Origin of the sequence: Aeromonas sp. R10-1 (genome assembly GCF_040908465.1) — a bacterium.
GTDB lineage: Bacteria > Pseudomonadota > Gammaproteobacteria > Enterobacterales > Aeromonadaceae > Aeromonas > Aeromonas caviae.
This window is the reverse complement of the sequence record NZ_JBFODT010000025.1, coordinates 1-22,474: the sequence shown is the minus strand read 5'-3', so window position 1 is coordinate 22,474 and position 22,474 is coordinate 1. Positions and strand designations below refer to the sequence as shown.

Below are 22,474 nucleotides of genomic sequence, written 5' to 3'. Positions count from 1 at the left end.
CCGTCAGTGGTCTTGAGGTCGGTAACAGTGCCGCCCACCACGGTCAGATCATCCAGCTCGAACCCGGTCACCTTCTCGCTGAAGGTGAAGGTCACGTCGCTGGTCTCGCCCACGGTCAGCTGGTCGTCGGCGATGTGGACCACCACGCTCGGGGCCTGGGTGTCGACGCTGTAACCCTCAGTATCGGTCACGGTGGTGCTGTTGCCCGCCGCGTCGGTGGTGGTCACCTTGGCGTCGATCACCTTGTCCCCATCGGCCACCAGGTCGCTACCCGGCACATTGATGCTGAAAGTCTTGTCGGCCAAGACCAGACCGGTGAAGGCCTTGCCATTGACGGTCAGGGTGACGGTGTCGCCCTCTTTCACGTCGCCACCCACGCGACCGGTCACGGCGATGTCCTGCTTGGACTCGGCCGCGTTGATCACATCGTCAGGGGTGATGTTGCCATCCAGGGTGATGCTGGCATTCGGTGGAGTGGTATCGAGCAAGGTAGTGTCGTCGGTGGCGCTGGCCGGGTTGCCCGCCGCGTCGGTAACGCTGGCCACCACGGTCAGGTTGCCATCCGCCAGCCCGCTCAGATCGGCGCGGGTCTGGTAGTTGCCGTCGGCATCGGTGACGGCAGTGACTGTCACGCTCTTACCAGTGGCATCGCTGATCACCAGGGTCACGGTGCGGTTCGGGCCGACATCGGAGGTGCCGCTGATGGGCGTGTTGGCCACATTGGCCGCGTTCACGTCATCCAGGCTCACCGTGATGTTCGCCGTGGTGTCCACGCTACCATCGTCGCTCGACGTGCCTCTGTTGCCAGCAGGATCAGTCACGCTGGCAGTCACGTCATAGCCCCCATCTGGCAACGGCGTCACGACATCCGCACTGTAACTGCCATCCGGTTGTACCGTGGCGGTCAGGGTCTGCTGATTGCCGTTGGCATCGGTCACCGTAAGGGTCACCGTGCTGCCGGGGGCGGCGTCCGTGGTCCCCGTGATGGTCGGGGTGTTGTCATTGGTATTGTCCGGTGCATTCACCGTCACGATCGGAGCCGTAGTGTCCACGCTGCCATCATCGGTCGCGGTGCCGGTGTTGCCGGCCGGATCGGTCACGGAGGCCGTCACCTGATAGCCCCCTTCGGCCAGCGGTGTGGTGACATCCACGCTGAAGCTGCCATCCGGTTGTACCGTAGCGGTCAGGGTCTGCTGATTGCCATTGGCATCGGTCACCACCAGAGTCACCGTGCTGCCAGCAGGGGCATCCGTGGTACCGGTCAGGGTCGGCGTCCGATCGTTGGTGTTGTCGGGGGCAGAGACGGTGATGACGGGAGCGGTGAGGTCGACCAGCTCATCCTCACTGCTTTGCGCATCCACCAGCGGCGCCGCGCCAGCCGGGTTCGCACTGTCAAAGCCTGCGCTGGAGATGGTTGCATCACCGGTACGATCGATAGTGACGAAACCGCCGTTGCCGCTGGCACCAGCCACGCCCCCCGCATTGCCTGCGGCCGGGGCTCCGCCCGCCGCCGACGCCTCGAATGCCTTGGTGGGGTCGGTCCCGTCCAGAATCGCTTGCTGCAAGGCGGCGATGTCATCGGGCGTACCCGCGTTCGCCAGCACGGCGTCACCCTGTTCGGGGCGCTCGCCGGAACCCAGGGTGAACGTGGTCTCCCCTCCCTGGAAACTGGCCCCTTCGGGCGCAAGCAATACCGCATCCTTGGGCAGTACATCGCCTTCTGCAACGAGTCTCTGGCTCCCGTCGGCGGCGACCAGATACATTTTGCCTTGCAAGTGGGTAACGACGACATCCTGATCCAATACGATGCGCTGATTGCTCATGGTTTCTCCTGAAATATCGAAGGGCATATTGCTCCAGCCTCCAATGTGCCCGTTTATCAGGCCATAAACCAGTGAGAAAAATCGAATGAACAGACCGAAATGAAGCCGGGTTTCGGGGTGAAAACGAAGGGATGCCGAAGATGAATAAAATTAATTAAATCAATAGCATCAATTGTGACAAAACGAAGACGGGAGCCTCATCGGCTCCCGTCTCGTGAGGTGTCAGACACCGGCCCAGAGCAGGATGGCCAGCAGTTGGGGCGAGATGATCCGCAGGAACATCACCAGGGGGTAGACGGTCGCGTAAGAGAGTGCGCTGGCGCCACTGGTGGGGTGCATGCCGTTGGCAAATGCCAGAGCGGGAGGATCCGTCATCGAGCCGGCCAGCAGACCGCACAGCGTGAGGTAGTTGAGCTTGCCATAATGGCGTGCCAGCACACCCACCAGCAGCAGCGGGATGAGGGTGATTGCCACACCGTACATCATCCATGCGGGACCGTCGCCGTTGATCAGGGTGTCGATGAAGCCGGCCCCGGACTTGAATCCTACCACCGCCAGAAAGAGCACTATACCTATTTCCCGCAGCGCCAGGTTGGCGCTCGGCGGCATGAACCAGTAGAGCTTGCCGATGCTGCCGATACGAGACAGGATGAGCGCCACCACCAGCGGTCCCCCTGCCAGCCCCAGCTTGAGCGCCGCCGGGAAACCCGGCAGGTAGAAGGGAATGGATCCGAGCAATACCCCCAACCCGATGCCGATGAAGACAGGCAGCATCTGCACCTGCTGCAGTTTCTGCTGCACGTTGCCCACCACGCTGGTGACCGCCTCGATGGCATCGAGCCGCCCCACCAAGTTCAGGATATCACCGAACTGCAGACTGGTCTGACTGGTCGGCACCAGCTCGATGCCGGCCCGATTCAGGCGCGAGATGACCACATCGTATTTCTGCTTGATGTCGAGATCGCGGATCCGCTTTCCGAGCACCTGCTCATTGGTGACCACCACCCGCTCGACCCGCAGATCGGTCCCGCGGGTGGAGAGGGAGGTGTCTACCTCCTCTCCAAGCACCAGCAGCACCTTGTGCAGGGCATGGCGCTCCCCCACCAGGTGCAGCAGGTCGCCAAGTTCGATGCGCGAGTCGGGCTTTGGCACCATCAGCTCGTCGCCACGCTTGAGGCGGGAACAGATGACGTCCGCCTCGTCCAGACTCGGGATCTCGCGGAGCATCAGGCCATGCATATTGGGATTGCGCACGGCAATGTTGATGGTTTGCAGACTCTCCTTGGTCTTGCCAGCCTGCTGCTCGAAAGCGACCGCCTCCTCCTCGATCTTGATGTGGAAGAACATCCTGATGAGCCACATGGTGAGCAGGATGCCGCAGATCCCGAACGGGTAGGCCACCGCATAGCCCATCCCCATCAGGCCTGTGGATCCAGGATCCGCCCCCAGCTCGGCCAGGATCTGCTGGCCAGCCCCCAGGGACGGGGTATTGGTCACTGCCCCGGAAAAGACCCCGAGGATCACCGGCAGCGGTACATCGAACAGCTGGTGCAACGCTGCCGCCACCAGGCAGCCGAGCAGAACCAGCAGGGCAGCGAAGCCATTGAGCTTGAGACCCGAACTGCGCAAGGAGGAGAAGAAGCCGGGACCGACCTGGATGCCTATGGTGTAGACGAACAGGATTAAGCCGAATTCCTGAATAAAATGAAGTGTTTGCTCATCCAGCTTCAAGCCGGACAAGCCGGCGAAGTGGCCCACTATGATGCCGCCGAACAGCACCCCGCCAATACCCAACCCCACGCCATAGACTCGCCAGTTTCCCAGCCAGAGCCCCAGCACTGCCACCAGCGACAGCATGCTGATGGAAAGCGCGATCTCACTCATCGTTTGCATCCTTTCCAAACTGAACTGGCACTAGCTTGTCAGCAAACGAAGGGGGCAACTGTGGGGTGCCGCACGAATTCAGGCTTTCATGAGCACAAAAATACCAATTAAGGGTTAGCCATCAGATGTAGCCATAAATGGCCATGAAGTGGCACAGACTGCCCCCCAGCACAAACAGGTGCCAGATGGCGTGGTTGTAGGGGATGCGCTTGGCCACATAGAAGATCACTCCCAGGCTGTAGATGAGACCACCCAGCCCCAGCAGCAGGAGCCCGGTACCATCCAGATGCAGATAGAGCTGGTAGATGACCACCAACGACAACCAGCCCAGCATCAGATAGGTAAATAGCGACACCTTCTTGAAGCGATTGATGAAGATCAGCTTGAACACGACCCCCGCCAGGGCCAGCCCCCAGATCACCACCATCAGTCCTTGCGCCAGCGGCGTATCGAGCGCCACCAGCAGGAAGGGGGTATAAGTGCCAGCGATCAGCAGATAGATGGCGCAGTGATCGAACAGCTTGCTCCAGCGTCTGGCCGCCACCGAGCTCACGCTGTGGTAGAGCGTCGAGGCGAGATAGAGCAATACAAGGCTGGCACCGTAGACGCCGTAGCTCAGCAGTACCCTGGGCCCCTGATCCCACCCCTTGTGCAGCAGCAAGACCAGTCCCAGCCCGCCCAGCAGCAGCCCCAGCCCATGGCTGAGGCGATTCGCCCACTCTTCCCGTGGGGAGTACCCCGTCACATCCATCATTACCTCCAACCCATTACCGGCCCACTCTAGCGGCGGACGTTTCAGGCTACAAGTGTTAGCTGAAAATAAAGGAGCAAGGAGAGGGAGGGCCAGAGATGGCTGTGCCCCCCGCCCCTTTGGTGTATGCTCTGCCGCCGACGCCGCCCATGCGGATGGCCGCGTCTGCCCGACAATCTGGTCTGGAGAACCCGATGAAGCTCACTGAACTGTTTACACAACCGGATCCTGATTTCGGCAAGGCCATGACGGCCCTGCTGGAGCATTTCCATCATTCCGACGACAGTCAGGCCCCCTATCAGCGGGGCAGCTTCACCCACCAGCTCGATCAGTCGTGCATGCCCGCCATCGGCATCTCTCCCTGGGACTATCTGGCGCGGCTCGCCACCCTGGTACCCGGGGCATCGCACCTCACCTCTCCCCGCTACATGGGACACATGACGGCGCCGCTGCCGGCCTTCACCGCCGAGCTCTCCCGGCTCTTGGTGATGCTCAACCAGAACCCGATGAAGATGGAGTCCTCCCGTTTGCTGAGCTTTCTGGAGCGGGAAGTGCTGGCCAAGCTGCACCGTCTGGTCTACCGCCAGGACGACGCCTTCTATGCAGCCCAGATGCATGCCAAGGATGCAGCCCTCGGCGTCATGACCAGTGGCGGTACCATCGCCAACGTCACCGCCCTCTGGCTGGCCCGCAACCGGGCCTGTGGCGACAACCTGTTCGCCCTCGCCGAGCAGGGCTATCGCGGCGCCGTCATTCTGGGCTCGCGGCTGATGCACTACTCCTTCGACAAGGGGATGGATCTGCTGGGACTCGGGGCTCGCAGCGTCTGGCGTCTCGACACAGACGAGCACAATCGGCTCAGTCTGGCGGCACTGGAACAGGCCCTTCAACAATGCAGGGAGCAGAAGCTCAAGGTGCTGGCGCTGGTCGGCGTGGCTGGCAGCACGGATTTTGGCTCCGTCGACCCGCTGCCGGAACTGGCCGCCATCGCCCGGCGCGAGCAAATCCACTTCCACGTGGACGCGGCCTGGGGGGGGCCGACCCTCTTCTCGCCCCGCTATCAGGGATTGCTTACGGGGATAGAGCACGCCGATACCGTCACCCTTGACGGTCACAAGCAGTTGCTGGTCCCGCTCGGTACCGGCATGCTGCTCTGCCGCCAACCGGACCTGATGATGACGGTGAAGCGCGAGGCTCCCTACGCCATCCGCGCCACCTCCTTCGATCAGGGTCGCTTCACTCTGGAGGGGACCCGTCCCGCCAACGCGCTCTATCTGGATGCCGCCTTCCAGATGCTGGGGCAGCAGGGTTATGCCCAACTCATCGACGCCAACTACGACAGGGCGCGGCGAATGGCCGCGCTCATCGACGCCAGCCCCGCCTTCGAGCTGATGTCGGCACCTGTCATGAACCTGCTCTCCTACCGGTGCATTCCGCCCCACCTGCAAGGTCAGGTGCCCGATGTGGCGGCCAACGAAGAGATCAATCTCTTCAACGTCGCCCTGCAAAAAGCCCAGCGCGCCGAAGGGCACAGCTTCGTCTCACGCACCCAGCGCGCAGTCTCCCGCTATGGCGAGCAACCACTCACGCTGCTGCGCGCCGTCCTGCTCAACCCCCTCATCGAGGAAGCAGACATACGCGCATTGCTGGACGATCAGGTGCGCCTTGGCAACCAGATTGCCAGCCAGCTGTTCGAGTAACCCGCAGCCCCGGGAAGGAACTGCCTGCAGAATGGACGGTCTTATTCATTTGCCGTTGTCTGACGGGCAGGTACACTGAGTGAAATTTTGAGGTTAGAGCCCAGCATGAAGCAGTTTATCGAGTTCATCCCCCTGATCGTCTTCTTCGCGGTCTACAAGTTTTACGACATCTACACCGCCACTGGCGCCCTGGTGGTCGTCACTGGCCTGCAACTCCTGTACAGCTGGCTTCGCTATCGCCGGGTCGAGAAGATGCAGTTGTTCACCTTCGTGCTGGTCGGTTTCTTCGGCGGCCTCACCGTCTTCTTCCACGACGATGCCTTTATCAAGTGGAAGGTGACCGTCATCAACATGCTCTTTGCCCTCGCCCTGCTCATCGGCCGCTATGGCTTTGGCAAGAACCTCATCAAGCAGATGCTGGCCAAGGAGCTCCAAGCCCCCGACTGGGTCTGGGACAACGTCAATCTCGGCTGGGTCGGCTTCTTCACCCTGTGCGGCCTGCTCAACCTCTACGTGGCCTTCAACCTCTCCCAGGAGATGTGGGTCAACTTCAAGGTGTTCGGCCTGCTGGGCATGACCCTGGTCTTCACCCTGCTCAGCGGCGTCTATCTCTATCGCCACATGCCGGCCGAGCAGAACGCAGAACAGAAAAAATAACCGCAACCAGAAAGGGATTGTTCCATGTGGTATCTGATCTACTCCGAAGATGTCGCGGGCAGCCTGCCCCAGCGCAAGCTGGCACGCCCTGCCCACCTGGCCCGCCTGCAAGCCTTGCAGGATGAGGGCCGCCTGCTGACGGCCGGCCCCAACCCGGCCATCGATGCCGAGGATCCGGCCGATGCGGGCTTCACCGGCAGCACCGTCATCGCCGACTTTGCCAGCCAGGCCGACGCCCAGGCCTGGGCCGATGCGGACCCCTATGTCGCGGCGGGGGTCTACGCCAGGGTGACCATCAAACCGTTCAAGAAAGTCTTCTGAGCCCATCAAGGCTGACAAGAAAAAGGCCGGACACTGTCCGGCCTTTTTGCATCTTCTGACTCATGCCCTGGCCACAAACCAGGGATTGAGGATATCGGGCTTGTTGTAGCAAAGCGGCGAACCATCGAGCTGGGTGACGCTGCCCCCCGCCCCTTCCAGTACCGCCTGAGCAGCCCCCGTATCCCACTCGCAGGTCGGTGCGAGCCGCGGGTAAAGCTCGGCCTCCCCCTCGGCAATGATGCAAAACTTCAGAGAGCTGCCCATGGAAACCAGCTCGATCTCGCCCCGCTCCAGTTCGCCAAAACGGGCCAGATACTCGAGTGTCTCCTGCGACAGGTGATTGCGACTGCCCACCACGCGCCACACTTGCCCAGCGTCATGAGGGCGGGTCTGGATGGCCTCGTGCCTGCCATCAGCCACACGCCAGGCGCCAATCCCCTTGCCCCCATACCAGAGCTTGTCCAGTACCGGGGCATAGACCAGCCCCCAGCGCGGGGTCCCCTGTTCAATCAGGGCGATATTCACCGTGAACTCGCCGTTGCGGGAGACAAACTCCTTGGTGCCATCCAAAGGATCCACCAGCCAGTAACGGGACCAGCCGAGTCGCGCAGCCATCACCTCGGGGGAGGACTCTTCCGACAACACCGGGATATCGGGAGTGAGACGGGCCAGCGCCTGAACGATCACCTCGTGAGCCCCCTTGTCCGCCGCCGTCAGCGGGCTCTCGTCCTGCTTGTACTCCACCGCAAAGGGCTGGCTGTAGATGGACATGATGGCCTCACCGGCGGCGCGGGCGATGGGCTCCAGTTCGGAAATGGCGGGTAGATACATGGAAAAGAGTTCTCGCTCAAAGGGTTGGTCAGTGTAACCGAGTGAGTATCTTCGGCTTATAGCCGATTCGCCTGAGTTATTCCCTGCTAATTCTAACAGACGAAAAGTGGCGCACCTTGACTAGCTTTCTATAGCCATACGGCACTACATAAGGACGTGAGACCATGAACAGAAAGACCCTGATCGCCGCACTGCTGCTGGGCTGCCTCCCCCTGTTGAGCCAACCTCTGCTGGCCGCCGACAAGGCGGCGACCAAGCCTGTGGCCACCACCCAAGTCAAGGAGAGCGGCAAGATCAATCTCAATACCGCCAGTGCCGGCGAGCTCACCGCCCTGAAGGGCATTGGCGAGAAGAAGGCACAGGCCATCATCGACCACAGGGAGAAGCAGGGCAAGTTCACCTCCGTCGATCAACTGGCGGACGTCAGTGGCATCGGACCTGCCACGCTGGAAGCAAACCGGGACATGATTATCGTCAAGTAACCGGTTTGAATCCCTGTCATCCCAAGGGCAGCCTGTGGCTGCCCTATTTTTCTTCGGGTATCATGAGCCCACTTTGTATCTTCGGACTCACTCCATGAAAAAGACACCGCTCGTTGTTCGCAAGGCCGTTCTCCCCGTTGCCGGTCTGGGTACCCGCATGCTGCCCGCCACCAAGGCCATCCCCAAGGAGATGCTGCCCGTGGTCGACAAGCCGCTGATCCAGTATGTGGTGCGCGAAGCCATCGCCGCCGGCATCAAGGAGATCATCCTGGTGACCCATTCAAGCAAGAACTCCATCGAGAACCACTTCGACAAGAGCTTCGAGCTGGAAGCGACCCTGGAGAAGCGGGTCAAGCGCCAACTGCTGGAAGAGGTTCAGCACATCTGTCCCAAAGACGTCACCATCATGCACGTGCGTCAAGGGGAAGCAAAAGGCCTGGGTCATGCAGTACTGTGTGCCCGCCCCCTCATCGGGGATCAACCCTTCGCCGTGCTGCTGCCGGATGTGCTCATCGACGAGGTGGCCAGCGATCTGAAGCAGGACAACCTGGCGGAGATGGTGCATCTGTTCGAAGAGGAGCAGATCAGCCAGATCATGGTGGAAGCCGTCCCCGAGAGCGAAGTGGACAAATACGGCATCGCCGACATCAAGGGGGAGGCCCTGAGCGAAGGCATGTCCCTGCCGATGCAGGCCATCGTCGAGAAGCCGCCCCGGGATGAAGCCCCGTCCAACCTGGCCGTGGTCGGTCGCTATGTGCTCTCCGCCAATATCTGGCCCTTGCTGGAAAAAACCCCGGCCGGCGCCGGCGACGAGATCCAGCTGACCGATGCCATCGCCATGCTGATGGAAAAGGAGCAGGTCAATGCCTACTTCATGAAGGGACGCAGCCACGATTGCGGCAGCAAGCTCGGTTACATGAAGGCCAATGTGGAATACGCCGTGCGCCATCGGGAACTCAGCAAAGAATTCACCAGCTGGCTGAAGCAGTTTGCCAAAGAGCTGTAATCTCTGAATATTTACAAGATAAGCAGAATAAAAAACTGGGCATCATTCGATGCCCTTTTTCATTTTATAAACAAATATTCAACCATTGATAGATAAAATATCGCTAAATCATAATATTGTAATTTAAAGTCGCTTGTTCTATAAGGATTAAGGCTTGTTCCTAGCCCTTGCATAAAATTTCTAAAAAAATATAAGACACAGGTGGAAGTTCCAATGAATAACCCGTCCAAAGGGACCTTTTTAGGTCACCCTAAAGGGCTTTTTTTGCTCTTTAGTACCGAACTGTGGGAGAGATTCTCCTATTACGGCATGCGTGCCGTGCTCGTCCTCTATCTGACCGACCTGACCGCCAACGGTGGCATGGGCTGGACCCAGGCCGACGCCCTCAAGCTGTACGGCATCTATACCGGTCTGGTCTACATCACCCCCATCATCGGCGGCTGGCTCGCTGATACCTTCCTGGGCCAGCGCCGTGCCATCCTGTTCGGTGCCGTGCTGATGGCCGCCGGCCAGTTTACCCTGGCACTGCCTCACGCCATGTTCCCTGACATGGTCAACACCGTCTTCTATGCCGGCCTTGGCTTGCTGATCGTGGGCAACGGCCTGTTCAAACCGAACATCTCCACCATGGTGGGCGACCTGTATAAAGAAGGGGATCACCGTCGTGACGGCGCCTTCACCATCTTCTACATGGGCATCAACCTGGGCTCCCTGCTGGCCGGCGTGATCTGCGGCGCCGCCGCCACCGCCTATGGCTGGCAAGCCGCCTTCGTCAGCGCCGGTATCGGCATGCTGCTCTCCCTGGTCGTGCAGGCCACCATGGCCCAGCGTTTCCTTGGCGACATCGGCCGTGTGCCCGCCGCCCAGCGTGCCGCCCTGCAGCGCTCCAAGGAGCAAAAAGCGCCCCTGACCAAACAGGAAGTGGATCGCATCAAGGTGATCCTGGTACTGGGCCTGTTCACCATCATCTTCTGGGCCGGCTTCGAGCAGGCTGGTGGTCTGATGAACCTGTATGCCCAGGAGTATACCGACCGCATGATCGGCAGCTTCGAAGTGCCGACCGCCTGGTTCCAGTCCCTGAACCCCTTCTTCATCATCACCCTGGCCCCTGTCGTGGCCGCCATCTGGATCAAGCTCGGCAAGAAAGAGCCGAACTCCCCGGTGAAATTCGCCATGGGCCTGCTGTTCCTGGCCGTCGGCTTCCTGTTCATGATCGGTGCCGTGCTGGAGCAAGGTGGTGATCAGGCTGTCAAGACCTCCATGTTCTGGCTGGTCGGTGCCTACCTGTTCCATACCCTGGGCGAGCTCTGCCTCTCTCCCATCGGTCTCTCCATGGTGACCAAGCTGGCTCCGCTGCGCCTGGCCTCCCTGATGATGGGTGCCTGGTTCGGTTTCGTGGCCCTGGCCAACTATGCCGCCGGCTTCATCGGCTCCTTCGTCGGCGAATCCGGCGCCATGGCCATCTTCGGTGGCATCGCACTGGCCGCCGTGATCAGCGCCCTCATCCTGCTGACCATGGCCAACCGCCTGGTCTACTGGATGCACGGTGCCGAAGGCCCGGCCAAAGAGCCCGAAGAACAAGAGCAGAAACTGCAGTCTGCGACCGTTTGACCGGTCAGGACAGCAGAGACCAAACAGGGCGCCCATGGGCGCCCTGTTTGCATGTGTTCACTTCACGGCGTCAGTGGTGACGAACCTGCATCGTCAGGGCGCTGCCGCTGTCACTGCGAAACTGCAGATCAAAGGGCTCGTGCCAGCTTCGCCTGTGCAACGTGTAGCGACTGCTGCGCATCAAGCCGAGCGGCAACCCCCCTGCACGCATCAACCAGTGAGGTGAGGTGAGCCCGGCATTTGCAAAAAGCAGCCCATCCTCCTGATCGAACAGCAGGGCCGCCATGGCAAAGGAGTGACGCAGGCCCGACTCCAGCAGTTGCAGGTTGAGGTAATCCAGCAATCGGTGTGGCTGGGTCAACAGCAGGCTCTCTTGTTGCTGGTATTGGCGATAGGGGCCGTTCATCAGGGATCGCACCAAGGCACCACAGAAGGCCGCATCCACACCGAGGATGGGCAATTCCATCACCAGTACCAGCAGCTTGTCGTCCAGTTTGAAGGTATCCGGGATGAAGAGATTGCCCATGCCGGCAAAGGTGACCTGCCAGGGCCCCCACTCCTGCATGCCAGGGGGGGCCAACCAGGCGAGCAGCCGGCTGCTCGCCAGATCGTGGCCACGGAAGAAGTCGATGTGCTCCATCAGTTCCAGCTGCTGGCTCTGATGCCCGAGGTTTGTCAGGCATTGCTCGATGCTGCGGCGGATCTGCTCATAGTCATTCACCGGTTTGATGAAGAAGTCCCTGGCCCCCGCCCGCAGCGCACGCTCGATCGCAGCCATCTGATCCTGACCGGAGATGACGATGACGGGCACCTGTGGATAGCGGGCGGTGAGGCAGGCAATCACCTCATGGCCATCCATGTTCGGCATGTTCAGATCACACAACACCACATCGGGGTGATAGAGCGCGGCGGCAGAGAGCCCCTCAATCCCGTCTTCTGCCTGAAAGACGCAGGCCCCGTCGTGCTCGAGATAAGATACCAGTGAGTGGCGAAAAACCGCTTCGTCTTCTACCACCAAGATCCGTAGTCCGGCTTTTGACATCTTGACAAAGCTCTTATTAGTCAAATGGTTATTTGAGCATTAAGACTAGATCATGGGCGCTGGATACCGCCACACAATATTGTCGAGCAGCGAGCCGGGCTGGCCTTGGTATCTGCCAAGCGTTTGAAATGGTCCGACTATTTTGCTCGCCCCCTTGCGCAGAGATGGTCGGCAACCGTCGCCCGGCAGCCGTTATCTCGCAGGTCGGCACCATGAATTGTATGAGGCACCGCCATGAGGGATAATGCCCTCCACTCCAGATCGTGAAGCAGACCATGACGCCAGCCGAATACAGCGCCCTCGCCCATCCCAGACTCTCCCATCCGGCCCGCAGCCTCTATACCCTGCAACTGCGCCGCTTGGTGCTGGAAAATCGGCTGGCCCGACTCAACTATCCCGAGCTTGGCCGGGCACTGGCTGTCGTCGATCCGGGCAATCCCGGTGGTTTCAGCTATCAGGTCAACGCTCGCCAGCTGACCGAGCTGCTCGACGAACTGATGGAGGCCGAACTGCTTCAGGTCGAGGCCCAGGCTGACAGTGAGCACTACCACCAGTGCCCTTTCCAGTTGCCGTTGCTGAGCCAGCGGGTGCGCAGCCCCCTGCCGGCACGCCCGTTCCAGATGCACCTGCAGTGGCGTCCGGACGAAGAACTGCCTGCTCTCGCACGCCTGTGCGGGGTGATCGATGCCAGCTACAGCGAAGAGGATCTCGGGGAGTTCATCGCCTACTGGCTCGGCCGCCCCGAGGTGTTCGACTCCCAGCACCAGTGGATGTTGAAATTTATTCGGGCCCTCAAGAGTCGGCGCTACGCCCGCCGCCCGGCGACCGTGGTCACCGGGTACCAGCAGGTCGCGCCAGCCCCGGTAGAGGCTGGCCCGAGCCGCCGGGCGCAAGAGATGATCGATGAGGCCAAACGGCTGGCACAAGCTCAGGAGCCGGAGAATGATTGATACCAGGCGGCCACGAAGTGCACTATTGACCCCCTGCCCATCCAGCCACAGCCCTAGCAGAAGGAGAATTCCATGACAGATCCGCACGACCCGATGCGCCAGGCACTGGAAGAGATCGAGGCCAAACGCCAGAAAATCGCCAAGGCGAGACAGGAGCAACGGGCTCATGATCCCGAGCTCAAGCGTCACGTCAGCAGCCTGCAGGAACGTATTCTCCGACTGCGGGCCGCAACCGGCGGCAGCCAGTACGACTACGAGACCCTGCGCAAGGAGTACGACGCCAAGGCCAATGCCGAAGTGCGCGAGTTGCAGAAGGCCGCCCGCCAGGAGCGGATCCAGAAGCTGATCGCCCAGGCCGACCTCAATCCGGACTGGATCTTCGACAAGATGGATTCCGGTGACCCGGCCCTGCAATACCCCATCGAGACAGCCCGCTACTTCATCAGCGGTTTCGAGCACTGGGAGAAGAGCGGCGGGGGCTGCATGCTGATCTACGGCGATTACGGCACCGGCAAATCCACCCTGGCGGGCGCCGTGGCCCACGAGTTGATCGCGCGCCACCAGAAGTCGGTGATCTTCCAGCAGTGGGCCTCCATCGTGGACAGGCTCTTCTTCAACGTCATCCAGGATCAGGAGGAGCGCAACCAGTACCGCCGCGCCCTGGAAGAGGTGGACCTGCTGATCATCGACGAGGTGGCGGCCAACCGCGCCAAGATGGCCGAGAGTCAGTCCAGCTTCCTCGGCCACCTGCTGCGCCGTCGTCGCAACCTGTCCAAAAGCGTCATCATCATCACCAACCACAGCCCCCAGAGCCTGCATCAGGCCATCGGTGATTTCAGCTATGAGGCGATCAAGGCGTTCAATCCGGTGGACATCCACCTGAGCGGACCCAGCCGCCGTCCCAGCATCGGCCATTACAACGGTTGATCCCGTCGGGCCGGCGTCCCTGATGTCCGGCCCTTCATATCCCCTGCACCTCACAAATAAAAACCACTCTCATTTACAGAGAGCCATCCAGGCTCTAGGCTTGCTCTTTTGTTCGAGAGGGCCTGTCATGCCAACCACACTCATCTTCGGTGCCAGTCGCGGACTGGGCCGCGCCTTCACCGACCACGCACTGCAACTGGGCCACAGGGTCGTTGCCCTGGTGCGCCATGCCGACATGGCCAGCGAGCTGCATACCCTGGGAGTCGAGGTCGTCATCGGAGATGCCCTGGACCCCCTGGCCGTGGCCCAGGCTTGCCGCTTGGCGGGCAGGGATGCCCGGGTAGTCTCCACCCTCGGCAGCTTTCGCCAGAGTGCACCGGTGGATTATCAGGGCAACCGCCATGTGATCGACGAGATGGAGCGCGCCGGGCTCAGCCGCCTGCTGCTGGTCACCTCCCTCGGTTGTGGCGACAGCTGGCAATACCTGCCCGAGCGGGCTCGCGCCGCCTTCGGACACGAGGTACGCCTCAAGAGCCTGGCGGAAAGCTGGCTGCAGACCAGCACCCTTGAGTGGACCATTTTACGCCCCGCAGGGTTGCAGGATGGGGAGCCCACGGGTCAGGCCATCCTGAGCCAGGGGCTAGAGAGGCATGGCCTGGTCAGGCGCCAAGATGTGGCGATAAGGGGTTTGCAACTGCTCACCGACCAGGAGGCGTGCGGCCAGATCTATGCCATCGGCGATCCGGGTCTGAATCAGCCATGATCCCTGTGAATGGCAACACGGTCAGCCCAGTGGCTGACCGTGTTGTTGCAAGGCGCCTAGTCGGTGGAAGACGCTGTCGCCCCATCATCCGGCCGCGTTGCAGGGCACGGTTGACGCCAGCGGAGCAACCAGCACGCCAGAGCGCCATACAGCAGCGCCAGTCCCCACAACTGCCACCAGTAGCGGGAGACCTGGGCAAAGTCGGCCCCCATCTGATTGAGGCGCAGGAATCCCTCGATGGCCGGCGTGCTCGGTGCCCACTGGGCCAGCCAGTTGAGGGGGGCCGGGATGAGCTCAAGGGGCCAGATAAAGCCGGCCAGGAAGACCAGCGGCAAAGAGGAGACAAGCACCACCTGGGTCGGTAGATCACGGCGGGTGAACAGGGCGCCGAGCACGATCCCGAGCCAGGTGGTGGCCAACAGGAACGGCAGGGTAAAGAGCCAGAGTTCGCCGGGTACAGCGGTGCGGGCAATACCGTAGTGATCGAAGCAGAAGCCGAAGAAGTAGGTCACCGGAAGGACGAAAAGAGCCCCCACCACCAGGGTGCGGACCAGCAACAAGGCCGGCACGGGAGCATGTTGCCAGTAGCCTGACTCGCCACGGCGGCTGCGCTGGTTCTGGGTCGCCCCCAGGATGCCGGTCCCCATCAGCAACACCTGATGCAGGATCAGCACGAATACCGCAGGCACCACGTAGTTCACATAGCCCATGGTGGGGTTGAATACCGGCAGCACATTGAGGGCCACCGCGTTCCAGCCCATGGCGGCCTGGGGCAGCGCCTCGCCCTGGCTCAGCAACCTGGCCACCTTCACCTGGGCGGCGAGCGTGCCCCCTGCCTGGGCCAGCCCTTCGGCAATGGTGCCATAGACCAAGAAGTAGGAGGCATCCCCGGCATAACCCAGGGTCACGCTCCTGCCCAGCATCAGATCCCGATAGAAGTGGCGGGGAATGTGCAAAATGCCGCTCGCCTTGCCGGTCAGCATCATCTGGCGGGCCTCGTCGAGCGAACCGGCACGGGCCACCAGTTTCACCTGCGCCGTGGCATCGGCCATGAACTCCAGCTGGCGGGAGAGCTGGCTGCCATCCTCGTTGACCACCACCACGGGCTCTTCCCTGGGCAATTGGTGCAGGTAGGGCTGGGGGTAGAGGAAGGAGTAGAAGAAGACGCCGCCAAACAGGGTCAGCATGATGGCGCGATCCGCCAAGAGGGTGCGCAGCTCAAGGCGCACCAGATCCCAGAATCCCATCATGGCCTGGACTCCTCATGGGGCAGGGCCGCGCCCGACGGCGTCCGGTAGCGGTGTACCACCAGCAGCAGGGGCAGCAGAAACAGCAGCAGGGCCCCGAGCTGGGGCAGGGCCGCCGTCAACGGTTGACCGTAGTTGGTTTGCCCGATCTGCAGCTCAACATAGTGGGAGATGGGCAGCAGGCTGCGCCAGAACTGGGCCACATCCCCCATGGCGCTGACCGGAAAGGTGACCCCCATGAAGGCAAATCCCGGCGCCGTGTAGGCGCCGGCCAGAGAGAGCGCCCGCGCCGGATCCCGGATGATGGCGTAGAAGAAGGCCCCCATGGTGACGCAAGCGGCCGACGCCAGTCCCAGCCCCGCCGTCAGCACCAGCCAACTGCCTTGCATGGGGTACCCAAGCCCCTTGAACAGCAGCAGACTCCACGCCAGCCCCCACCCCCAGCCGATGAGCACGTGGGGCAGCAGGGTACGCCAGAGGCCGAACCAGACCCCTCTGGTGGTCCAGTCCAACCCGAGGCGATCGGTGCGGGCCAGGGCGTTCAGCCCATAGAGCACCACCAGGATCTGCCACACCGCCGGTAACAGGGCACTCAGCAGAAACTGGGCATAGCTGGAGTTGATGTTGTAGAGCGCCGTCACCTGGCTCGCGATGGGAACCGATTGCCCAAGGGCGCCGGGCAGCGCCTTGCCGTCGGCCATGGCCTCCAACACCCCTACCTGGCCATTGAGAGTTCCCACCACCTGGGCCAGTGCGGAGTTGACCAGCTTGGCAATCAGGATGAACTGGCCATTGTTGAACACGGTCACCCTGGGTTGGGTCCCCTCGCGGGCATCCCGCTCCAGATGATGGGGGATCACCACCAGGGCATAGATGTCCCCCCCTCGCAGTGCCCTGGCCCCTGCGTTGATGGAATCAAACTGCTGGGCGACCTTGAGCCCGGCGGAGCCATCGAGAGAGAACGCCAGTTGCCGGGAGAGGGTGCTGCGATCCAGATCCACCAGACCGACCTTGAGATCCCGCGCCAGGCCGGCTGAAAAGATCCAGCACAGGATCCCTATCAGCAGCAAGGGGACCCAGCTCGCCAGCACCCGGCCGAACGGGTCCTGCCAGAGCAACCGCCATTCGCGCCCCATCAGAGCTCGACCAGCACGCTCATGCCGACCCGCAGCCCGTCAACCGGCTGCAAGGGGCGCGCTTCCACCTGGAAGCTTTTCATGTCGAACCCCTGGCGGGTGTCGGTGGCACGCCAGGTGGCGAAATCCCCCATCACGGCCACATGGGTCACCTTGAAGCGCACCAGCTGATCCCCCAGGCCGGGAATACGGGCATCAAACTCGGTACCGACCGGGAACCTTGGCAAGAGGTCCTCACGGACATGGAACTGGGCCCAGGCATCCTTCATGTCTAGCAGGGTCACCACGGGGAAGCCCTGGGGAGCCAGCTCGCCGCTACGCAACAGCACCTGGGCAACTTCCCCCTCGTGTGGGCTGGCGATGCGGGTATCGGCCAGATAGGCTTCCACTTCCGCAACGCCGCCAGCCGCCATCTTGGCCTGCTCGCGGGCCGCGATCTTGGTCTCTTCCCGCGCCCCTTCCAGCGCCATCTGGTATTGCTGCCAGGCCATGCCCTCGCTGTACTTCGCCGCCTGCCAGGCGGTCCAGGCCTCGTCACGCTTTTGCAGCGACATCACGCCATCCCGATGCAGGCTGGCAATGCGCTCGTAGGTTTTGCCATGAAGCAGGGCAGCCGCCTTGGCCTGTTGCCACTGATCCTTGGCGGCCGCGATCTGCTGCACTCGCGCCCCCTTCTCGGCCTCTTCGGCCATGGCACCCGCCGCGGCCTGCCCGGCCTTGGCCTGACTCAGCTTGGCCTCGATCTCCGGGCTCGCCAGAGTGAACGCCAGTTGGCCCCTGGCCAGTTGATCCCCCTTCTTCACCAGCACCTCGTCGATGCGGCCCGCCACCTTGGAAGAGACCGAATACTGCTGCGCCTCTATCTGCCCCTGCAGACGCACCGGCTCCGGCTGATAGGCCAGCCAGAAGCGCCAGCCAAGCCAGAGCACAAGCAATACCAGCGCCAGTGGCAGCAACCAGGGCTTGCCCTGGCTCATCTTCTTCTTGATGGGGGGATGACTCATGAATTCACCTCGGCAAACGGGCGACCCTTGACGGTCGAAACGGACATGAATAACGGAGTGGAAGAGAGCGCGATCATGAGTTCACCTCGATCGCCTGGCCATGCTGATACTGGTTGAAACTGTTCATCTGACCGGAGAGTGCCAACAGGCGGGCCAGGGAGATCACGTATTGATAGGCGGCGGCGGAGCGCTGGGTCTTGACCCCGGCAAGCTGGGTCTGGGCATCGACCACATCGAGGGAAGTGGAGAGCCCCTGACCGAATGCCTTGTCACGCAACCGCACGTTCTCCTCGGCCAGCGCCTGGGTCGAGGAGAGAGAGTGATACTCCTCCAGTCCCTGGGCAGCCTCGCGCCAGGTCTTCTCGACCAGCAGCTCCAGATCCTGGCGGGTCTTGGCTTGCAGCAGGTTGACCTGGAGTTCGGCGCTCTTGGCCGCCTGGACCGTCTCGGAGCGGCCATCACGACTCACCAGCGGCATGCTGACCCCGACACCAACCAGCCAGTCCGGTGTGGTCTTGGAGACGATGGAATCATCTTCATAGAGGTTGTAGTTGCCGAACAGGAAGAGCTCGGGGGCGTATTTGCCCTTCTCCAGCTTGATCATCCCCTGGGCCTGCTCCTTCTTGGCCGTCAACAGCTTGAGACCGGGATGCACCGACAGGGTCTCCTCCACGAAGGGAGACAAGGCTGGCATCCCTTCGTTGATGAAGAGGGCGGTATTGGGCTCAGCCTGCTTGAGCTTGAGCATGTGGCCGAGCGCCAGCTGGGCGATCTCCAGGCTGCGCCTGGCCTTCTGGGTATCGATGCGTGCCCTGTCATAGGCAGACTGGGCCGACAGGCGCTCCACCTTGGCGATCTGCCCCTGGGCTTCGAGCTTCTTGGCATGATCCAGATGGTGTGCCAGTCCCTGCTCAATCTCCTGCTTGGTCTGCACCACCTGCGCCGCCAGCACCACCCCGAAGTAGGTCTGGGAGAGGCTCTCGAAGGTGGACTGCTGTTTGAGCACCAGCAACTGCTCAGCCTCACTCACCTGGGCCTGACGAATATCCTGGGCCGCATCGATGCGCCCGCCGGTAAAGAGCGGCCATAGCATCTTGACCGAACTGGTCACCACGTTCTGCTTGGTGAGGGGGGTGACAAAATCGCTCGGGCTGAGGTTGAGTGCCTGCATCACAGGCCCCAGCACCTTGCCGAATTCCGGATGATTGGCGATGGGGTTGAGATCCAGCATGTCCAGCTCCATCGGCTGATCGAGATGGGTATAGCTGGCCCCCACATCCACCTTGGGCAGGTACATGGCCTTGGCCGCTTCCCGCAGTTGCTGGGCCCTCTCCACCCCGGCCTGCTCTGCCGCCAAGCCGTCATCCTGCTGGATGACCCGACTCCAGGCCTCGGTAAAGCTGACCGTCTGCGCCTGGGCCGACCCCAGCACGACACCCAGCAGGCATGGGCAGAGCGACTTGATGAACTTTACCGTCATACATCCCCGATCCGTTTGTAATAAAATTGTGTAGAGCCTTTGCTCAATTCAGGCCCGCTATCATAGCCTAAACCGGCTTGAGAGGGAGACTCACAAATCACCATCCCCCTCACTCGCGCCCCCCTGACCATGGTCACAGACAATATGTCCGATTTTCAAGCACTCCTGAATTTGCAAGCCTTGGCGCGACGTTTTTTTCAGAAAAAAATGGCTGACGCTCAAATACTAACCTTTTCTCCTGACTAAAAAATGCGTAATATACGCCGCCCTAAGCCGATGGTAACCGTGGAATGCAGATAGGTCCCCACACGCTTGAAACTCCCCTGATCGTGGCCCCCATGGCCGGTGTAACAGACCGACCATTTCGTGAACTTTGTTTACGTTTGGGAGCCGGTATGGCCGTTTCCGAGATGCTGCTGGCCAACCCGGATGTCTGGGATACCCAGAAAACCCGGATGAGAATGGATCACTCTGCTGAAGGCGGCTTGCGATCGGTCCAGATTGCCGGTGCCGACCCCGAGATGATGGCGTTTGCTGCCCGCTACAACGTGGAGCAGGGCGCTCAGATCGTCGACATCAACATGGGATGTCCGGCAAAAAAAGTGAATAAGAAGCTGGCAGGTTCCGCCCTGCTGCGTCAGCCAGACCTGGTCAGATCCATCTGCCGGGCCGTGGTGGATGCGGTGGAAGTACCTGTCACCTTGAAGATCCGCACAGGATGGGATCCGGATAACCGCAATGGCGAGGAGATCGCCCGAATCGCCGAAGATTGCGGTATCGCGGCCCTTGCCGTGCATGGTCGTACCCGTGCCTGCCTCTACAAGGGCGAAGCGGAGTACGACACTATCAGGGCGATTAAGCAGGCCGTATCGATTCCTGTTGTCGCCAATGGCGACATCGATAGCCCGGAGAAAGCCCGGTATGTCCTCGACTATACCGGTGTCGACGCCGTGATGATCGGCCGTGCTGCGCAAGGACGACCCTGGATTTTCCGGGAAATCCGCCATTTTCTTGAAACGGGCACCAAGCTGCCGCCTCCCGACAGGGAAGAGGTTCGCACCCTGATGAACGAGCATGTCACCAATCTGCACCAGTTTTACGGTGCCTATCTGGGAGCGCGCATTGCCCGTAAACACGTGGGTTGGTATCTGGATGAAGAAGAGGCGGGCCGAGAATTCCGTAAGCACTTCAATGCCCTGGATTGTGCAGACGCACAACTCGAGGCACTCGAAGCGTATTTCGATGGATTAGGTTAACGCATAACTAAAGAGCCGACCGAATATGTTCGAACAAACCCTGACTTCTGATGCATTGGTAACAACTACTCACAATCACGCTGCCGAGCCGACCCAACGCCCCCTGCGTGACTCTGTGCAACAGGCCCTGCGTAACTACCTGGCCCAGTTGAACGGTCAGGAAGTGATTGATCTGTACGATATGGTTCTCTCCGAAGTCGAAGCTCCCATGCTGGACGTGATCATGCAGTACACCCGTGGCAACCAGACTCGCGCCGCCGTAATGATGGGCATCAACCGCGGCACCCTGCGCAAGAAACTCAAGCGTTACGGCATGAACTGATCCCGGTCATTCTGCTGCAGTGCAGACGAAGGCGTATCCCAGCGATGGGATACGCCTTTTTCTATGCCCGGTGTTTACCTGCTCACTCCACCGCCAGCTTGATACCCAGCCCCATGAACAGCCCCCCCATCACGCGATTCAGCCAGGTGGCCACCCGGGCGGGCAGTCGCACCTTGCGGCTTGCAAACGCGGTGGAAAACGCCAGCAGATGGCACCAGATCATGCCGTTGAGATTGAAGATGCAGCCCAGTACGATAAACGCCATCGCCTTTTGCGGTGAGGCGGGCTCGATGAACTGGGGCACAAAAGCGAGAAAGAAGAGCGCCACCTTGGGATTAAGGACATTGGTGAGCAACCCCTGCCGAAAGATGCGCCCATAAGAGAGCGCAGGCAGCACCACAGCCCCATCCACAGACGTTGAAGTGCCACTCTGCCAGAGCATGGACACGCCGAGATAGACCAGATAGAGCGCCCCCATCAGCTTGATGACGGCAAACAGCTCGGCAGAGGCACTCAACAGGGCAGACAGTCCCAGCGCTGCCGCCAACACATGCACCATGGTACCTGTCCCGATACCCAATGCCGCCATGGACCCTGCACGCCATCCCTGGGAGCCGCTGCGCAGCATGATGAGCAGGGAGTCAGGCCCAGGCATCATGTTCAGCAGCAGGCCAGAAACGACAAACAACGCCAGATCGTGGATCCCCAACATAGACAGCTCCTTGTACATGAAAGAAACAGTCTATGGATCCTGAAGTACTTGTCACTCCCGTTTCCGGCGATAGTGATTATCAAGGAAGGGAATAGCGTTTGAGCCGGAGATACTTGACGCTCAACCTGGTGAGAAAGAGAGATTGAGCCGTTTGAAAGGCAGTGATACTGGCTGAATAGCAATGTTTATCGATGTAATACACTGGATTTTGTGCATTAGCCAGACTTATTATCTAAAAAATAAATTACAGGCAATAAAAAACCCCGCTCGAGTGAGCGGGGTTTCTTGTATTGGGTGCCTGGCAGTGTCCTACTCTCGCATGGCGAATGCCACACTACCATCGGCGCTACAGCGTTTCACTTCTGAGTTCGGCATGGGGTCAGGTGGTTCCACTGCGCTATTGCCGCCAGGCAAAATCTTCAATCTGAAAAAGCTGATTTAGTTATTCGTTCTCGGTATCTGCTACAAGTCTCTGAACACTTCTTGGGTGTTGTATGGTTAAGCCTCACGGGTAATTAGTATGGGTTAGCTCAACGTATCGCTACGCTTACACACCCCACCTATCAACG

At 60.8% G+C, this 22,474-nt stretch carries 21 protein-coding genes and 2 rRNA genes; 11 read left to right on the top strand and 12 right to left on the bottom strand.

Features of this window, described 5'->3' with window-relative positions:
* From AB5Y93_RS13650 to AB5Y93_RS13640, 3 genes are all read right to left on the bottom strand, one after another.
* A partial coding sequence (locus AB5Y93_RS13650; protein ID WP_368229629.1) for a retention module-containing protein occupies positions 1-1,823 on the bottom strand: 1,823 nt, incomplete at its 3' end.
* A gap of 222 nt (positions 1,824-2,045) precedes the next feature.
* Positions 2,046-3,707: a putative transporter gene (locus AB5Y93_RS13645; protein ID WP_010675535.1), complete on the bottom strand. Its 1,662-nt coding sequence runs from the start codon at positions 3,705-3,707 to the stop codon at positions 2,046-2,048.
* A gap of 121 nt (positions 3,708-3,828) precedes the next feature.
* Positions 3,829-4,461, bottom strand: coding sequence for a hemolysin III family protein (locus tag AB5Y93_RS13640; protein ID WP_039041319.1), 633 nt, complete (start codon positions 4,459-4,461; stop codon positions 3,829-3,831).
* 191 nt (positions 4,462-4,652) lie between these two features.
* On the opposite strand from AB5Y93_RS13640, the gene AB5Y93_RS13635 reads away from it, so the two are divergent.
* The 3 genes from AB5Y93_RS13635 (at position 4,653) to AB5Y93_RS13625 (ending at position 7,136) form a co-directional block, all read left to right on the top strand.
* Positions 4,653-6,158 carry an aminotransferase class V-fold PLP-dependent enzyme gene (locus tag AB5Y93_RS13635; RefSeq protein ID WP_368229628.1) on the top strand — a complete coding sequence of 502 codons (1,506 nt, stop codon included), beginning with the start codon at positions 4,653-4,655 and terminating at the stop codon, positions 6,156-6,158.
* 105 nt (positions 6,159-6,263) lie between these two features.
* Positions 6,264-6,815 (top strand): septation protein A, encoded by a 552-nt coding sequence (locus tag AB5Y93_RS13630; RefSeq protein ID WP_368229626.1) that lies wholly within the window; start codon positions 6,264-6,266, stop codon positions 6,813-6,815.
* 24 nt (positions 6,816-6,839) lie between these two features.
* Positions 6,840-7,136: a YciI family protein gene (locus AB5Y93_RS13625; RefSeq protein WP_010675539.1), complete on the top strand. Its 297-nt coding sequence runs from the start codon at positions 6,840-6,842 to the stop codon at positions 7,134-7,136.
* Positions 7,137-7,196: 60 nt separating this feature from the next.
* Here the strand turns inward: AB5Y93_RS13625 and cysQ are convergent, their stop codons facing one another.
* Positions 7,197-7,967: a 3'(2'),5'-bisphosphate nucleotidase CysQ gene (cysQ, locus tag AB5Y93_RS13620; RefSeq protein WP_103858541.1), complete on the bottom strand. Its 771-nt coding sequence runs from the start codon at positions 7,965-7,967 to the stop codon at positions 7,197-7,199.
* Positions 7,968-8,131: 164 nt separating this feature from the next.
* Between cysQ and AB5Y93_RS13615 the strand changes: the two genes are divergently transcribed.
* The 3 genes from AB5Y93_RS13615 to AB5Y93_RS13605 all read left to right on the top strand — a co-directional run bounded on the left by AB5Y93_RS13615 (position 8,132) and on the right by AB5Y93_RS13605 (position 11,066).
* Complete coding sequence (locus AB5Y93_RS13615) at positions 8,132-8,449, top strand: ComEA family DNA-binding protein (RefSeq protein ID WP_048206972.1); 318 nt, start codon at positions 8,132-8,134, stop codon at positions 8,447-8,449.
* A 94-nt stretch (positions 8,450-8,543) separates the two neighbouring features.
* Positions 8,544-9,455 carry a UTP--glucose-1-phosphate uridylyltransferase GalU gene (gene galU / locus AB5Y93_RS13610; RefSeq protein WP_010675542.1) on the top strand — a complete coding sequence of 304 codons (912 nt, stop codon included), beginning with the start codon at positions 8,544-8,546 and terminating at the stop codon, positions 9,453-9,455.
* Between the two features lie 213 nt (positions 9,456-9,668).
* The gene (locus AB5Y93_RS13605; protein ID WP_041212400.1) at positions 9,669-11,066 is read left to right on the top strand and encodes a peptide MFS transporter; all 1,398 of its coding nucleotides are present in this window, start codon (positions 9,669-9,671) and stop codon (positions 11,064-11,066) included.
* Positions 11,067-11,136: 70 nt separating this feature from the next.
* Here AB5Y93_RS13605 and AB5Y93_RS13600 read toward each other — a convergent pair whose 3' ends face one another.
* Positions 11,137-12,108, bottom strand: coding sequence for a response regulator (locus tag AB5Y93_RS13600; protein ID WP_029314797.1), 972 nt, complete (start codon positions 12,106-12,108; stop codon positions 11,137-11,139).
* 275 nt (positions 12,109-12,383) lie between these two features.
* Here AB5Y93_RS13600 and AB5Y93_RS13595 point away from each other — a divergent pair, with 275 nt between their 5' ends.
* The 3 genes from AB5Y93_RS13595 (at position 12,384) to AB5Y93_RS13585 (ending at position 14,748) form a co-directional block, all read left to right on the top strand.
* Positions 12,384-13,058 carry a DnaT-like ssDNA-binding domain-containing protein gene (locus AB5Y93_RS13595; RefSeq protein WP_039041329.1) on the top strand — a complete coding sequence of 225 codons (675 nt, stop codon included), beginning with the start codon at positions 12,384-12,386 and terminating at the stop codon, positions 13,056-13,058.
* A gap of 72 nt (positions 13,059-13,130) precedes the next feature.
* Entirely contained in the window at positions 13,131-13,985 is an 855-nt protein-coding gene (locus AB5Y93_RS13590) for a DnaA/Hda family protein (RefSeq protein ID WP_103243669.1), read from the top strand.
* 127 nt (positions 13,986-14,112) lie between these two features.
* Positions 14,113-14,748 (top strand): SDR family oxidoreductase, encoded by a 636-nt coding sequence (locus tag AB5Y93_RS13585; protein WP_223920312.1) that lies wholly within the window; start codon positions 14,113-14,115, stop codon positions 14,746-14,748.
* Between the two features lie 56 nt (positions 14,749-14,804).
* On the opposite strand, the gene AB5Y93_RS13580 is transcribed toward AB5Y93_RS13585, so the two are convergent.
* The 4 genes from AB5Y93_RS13580 to AB5Y93_RS13565 all read right to left on the bottom strand — a co-directional run bounded on the left by AB5Y93_RS13580 (position 14,805) and on the right by AB5Y93_RS13565 (position 19,615).
* On the bottom strand, positions 14,805-15,998 hold the full coding sequence (locus tag AB5Y93_RS13580) for an ABC transporter permease (protein WP_368229624.1): 1,194 nt from the start codon (positions 15,996-15,998) through the stop codon (positions 14,805-14,807).
* Positions 15,995-17,131: an ABC transporter permease gene (locus tag AB5Y93_RS13575; protein WP_368229623.1), complete on the bottom strand. Its 1,137-nt coding sequence runs from the start codon at positions 17,129-17,131 to the stop codon at positions 15,995-15,997. Before AB5Y93_RS13575 ends, AB5Y93_RS13580 begins: the two co-directional genes overlap by 4 nt.
* Complete coding sequence (locus tag AB5Y93_RS13570) at positions 17,131-18,135, bottom strand: HlyD family secretion protein (protein WP_080767988.1); 1,005 nt, start codon at positions 18,133-18,135, stop codon at positions 17,131-17,133. The genes AB5Y93_RS13575 and AB5Y93_RS13570 overlap by 1 nt, the downstream gene beginning before the upstream one ends.
* Before the next feature lie 73 nt (positions 18,136-18,208).
* Positions 18,209-19,615 carry a TolC family protein gene (locus AB5Y93_RS13565; RefSeq protein WP_368229621.1) on the bottom strand — a complete coding sequence of 469 codons (1,407 nt, stop codon included), beginning with the start codon at positions 19,613-19,615 and terminating at the stop codon, positions 18,209-18,211.
* A 290-nt stretch (positions 19,616-19,905) separates the two neighbouring features.
* On the opposite strand from AB5Y93_RS13565, the gene dusB reads away from it, so the two are divergent.
* Positions 19,906-20,871 (top strand): tRNA dihydrouridine synthase DusB, encoded by a 966-nt coding sequence (dusB, locus tag AB5Y93_RS13560; RefSeq protein ID WP_010675552.1) that lies wholly within the window; start codon positions 19,906-19,908, stop codon positions 20,869-20,871.
* 25 nt (positions 20,872-20,896) lie between these two features.
* Positions 20,897-21,193: a DNA-binding transcriptional regulator Fis gene (fis, locus tag AB5Y93_RS13555; RefSeq protein WP_005309538.1), complete on the top strand. Its 297-nt coding sequence runs from the start codon at positions 20,897-20,899 to the stop codon at positions 21,191-21,193.
* A gap of 82 nt (positions 21,194-21,275) precedes the next feature.
* Here fis and AB5Y93_RS13550 read toward each other — a convergent pair whose 3' ends face one another.
* From AB5Y93_RS13550 to AB5Y93_RS13540, 3 genes are all read right to left on the bottom strand, one after another.
* Positions 21,276-21,905: a LysE family translocator gene (locus AB5Y93_RS13550; protein WP_368229619.1), complete on the bottom strand. Its 630-nt coding sequence runs from the start codon at positions 21,903-21,905 to the stop codon at positions 21,276-21,278.
* 296 nt (positions 21,906-22,201) lie between these two features.
* Positions 22,202-22,316 (bottom strand): 5S ribosomal RNA (gene rrf / locus AB5Y93_RS13545).
* An 83-nt stretch (positions 22,317-22,399) separates the two neighbouring features.
* Positions 22,400-22,474, bottom strand: a 23S ribosomal RNA gene (locus tag AB5Y93_RS13540); the annotation flags it as partial.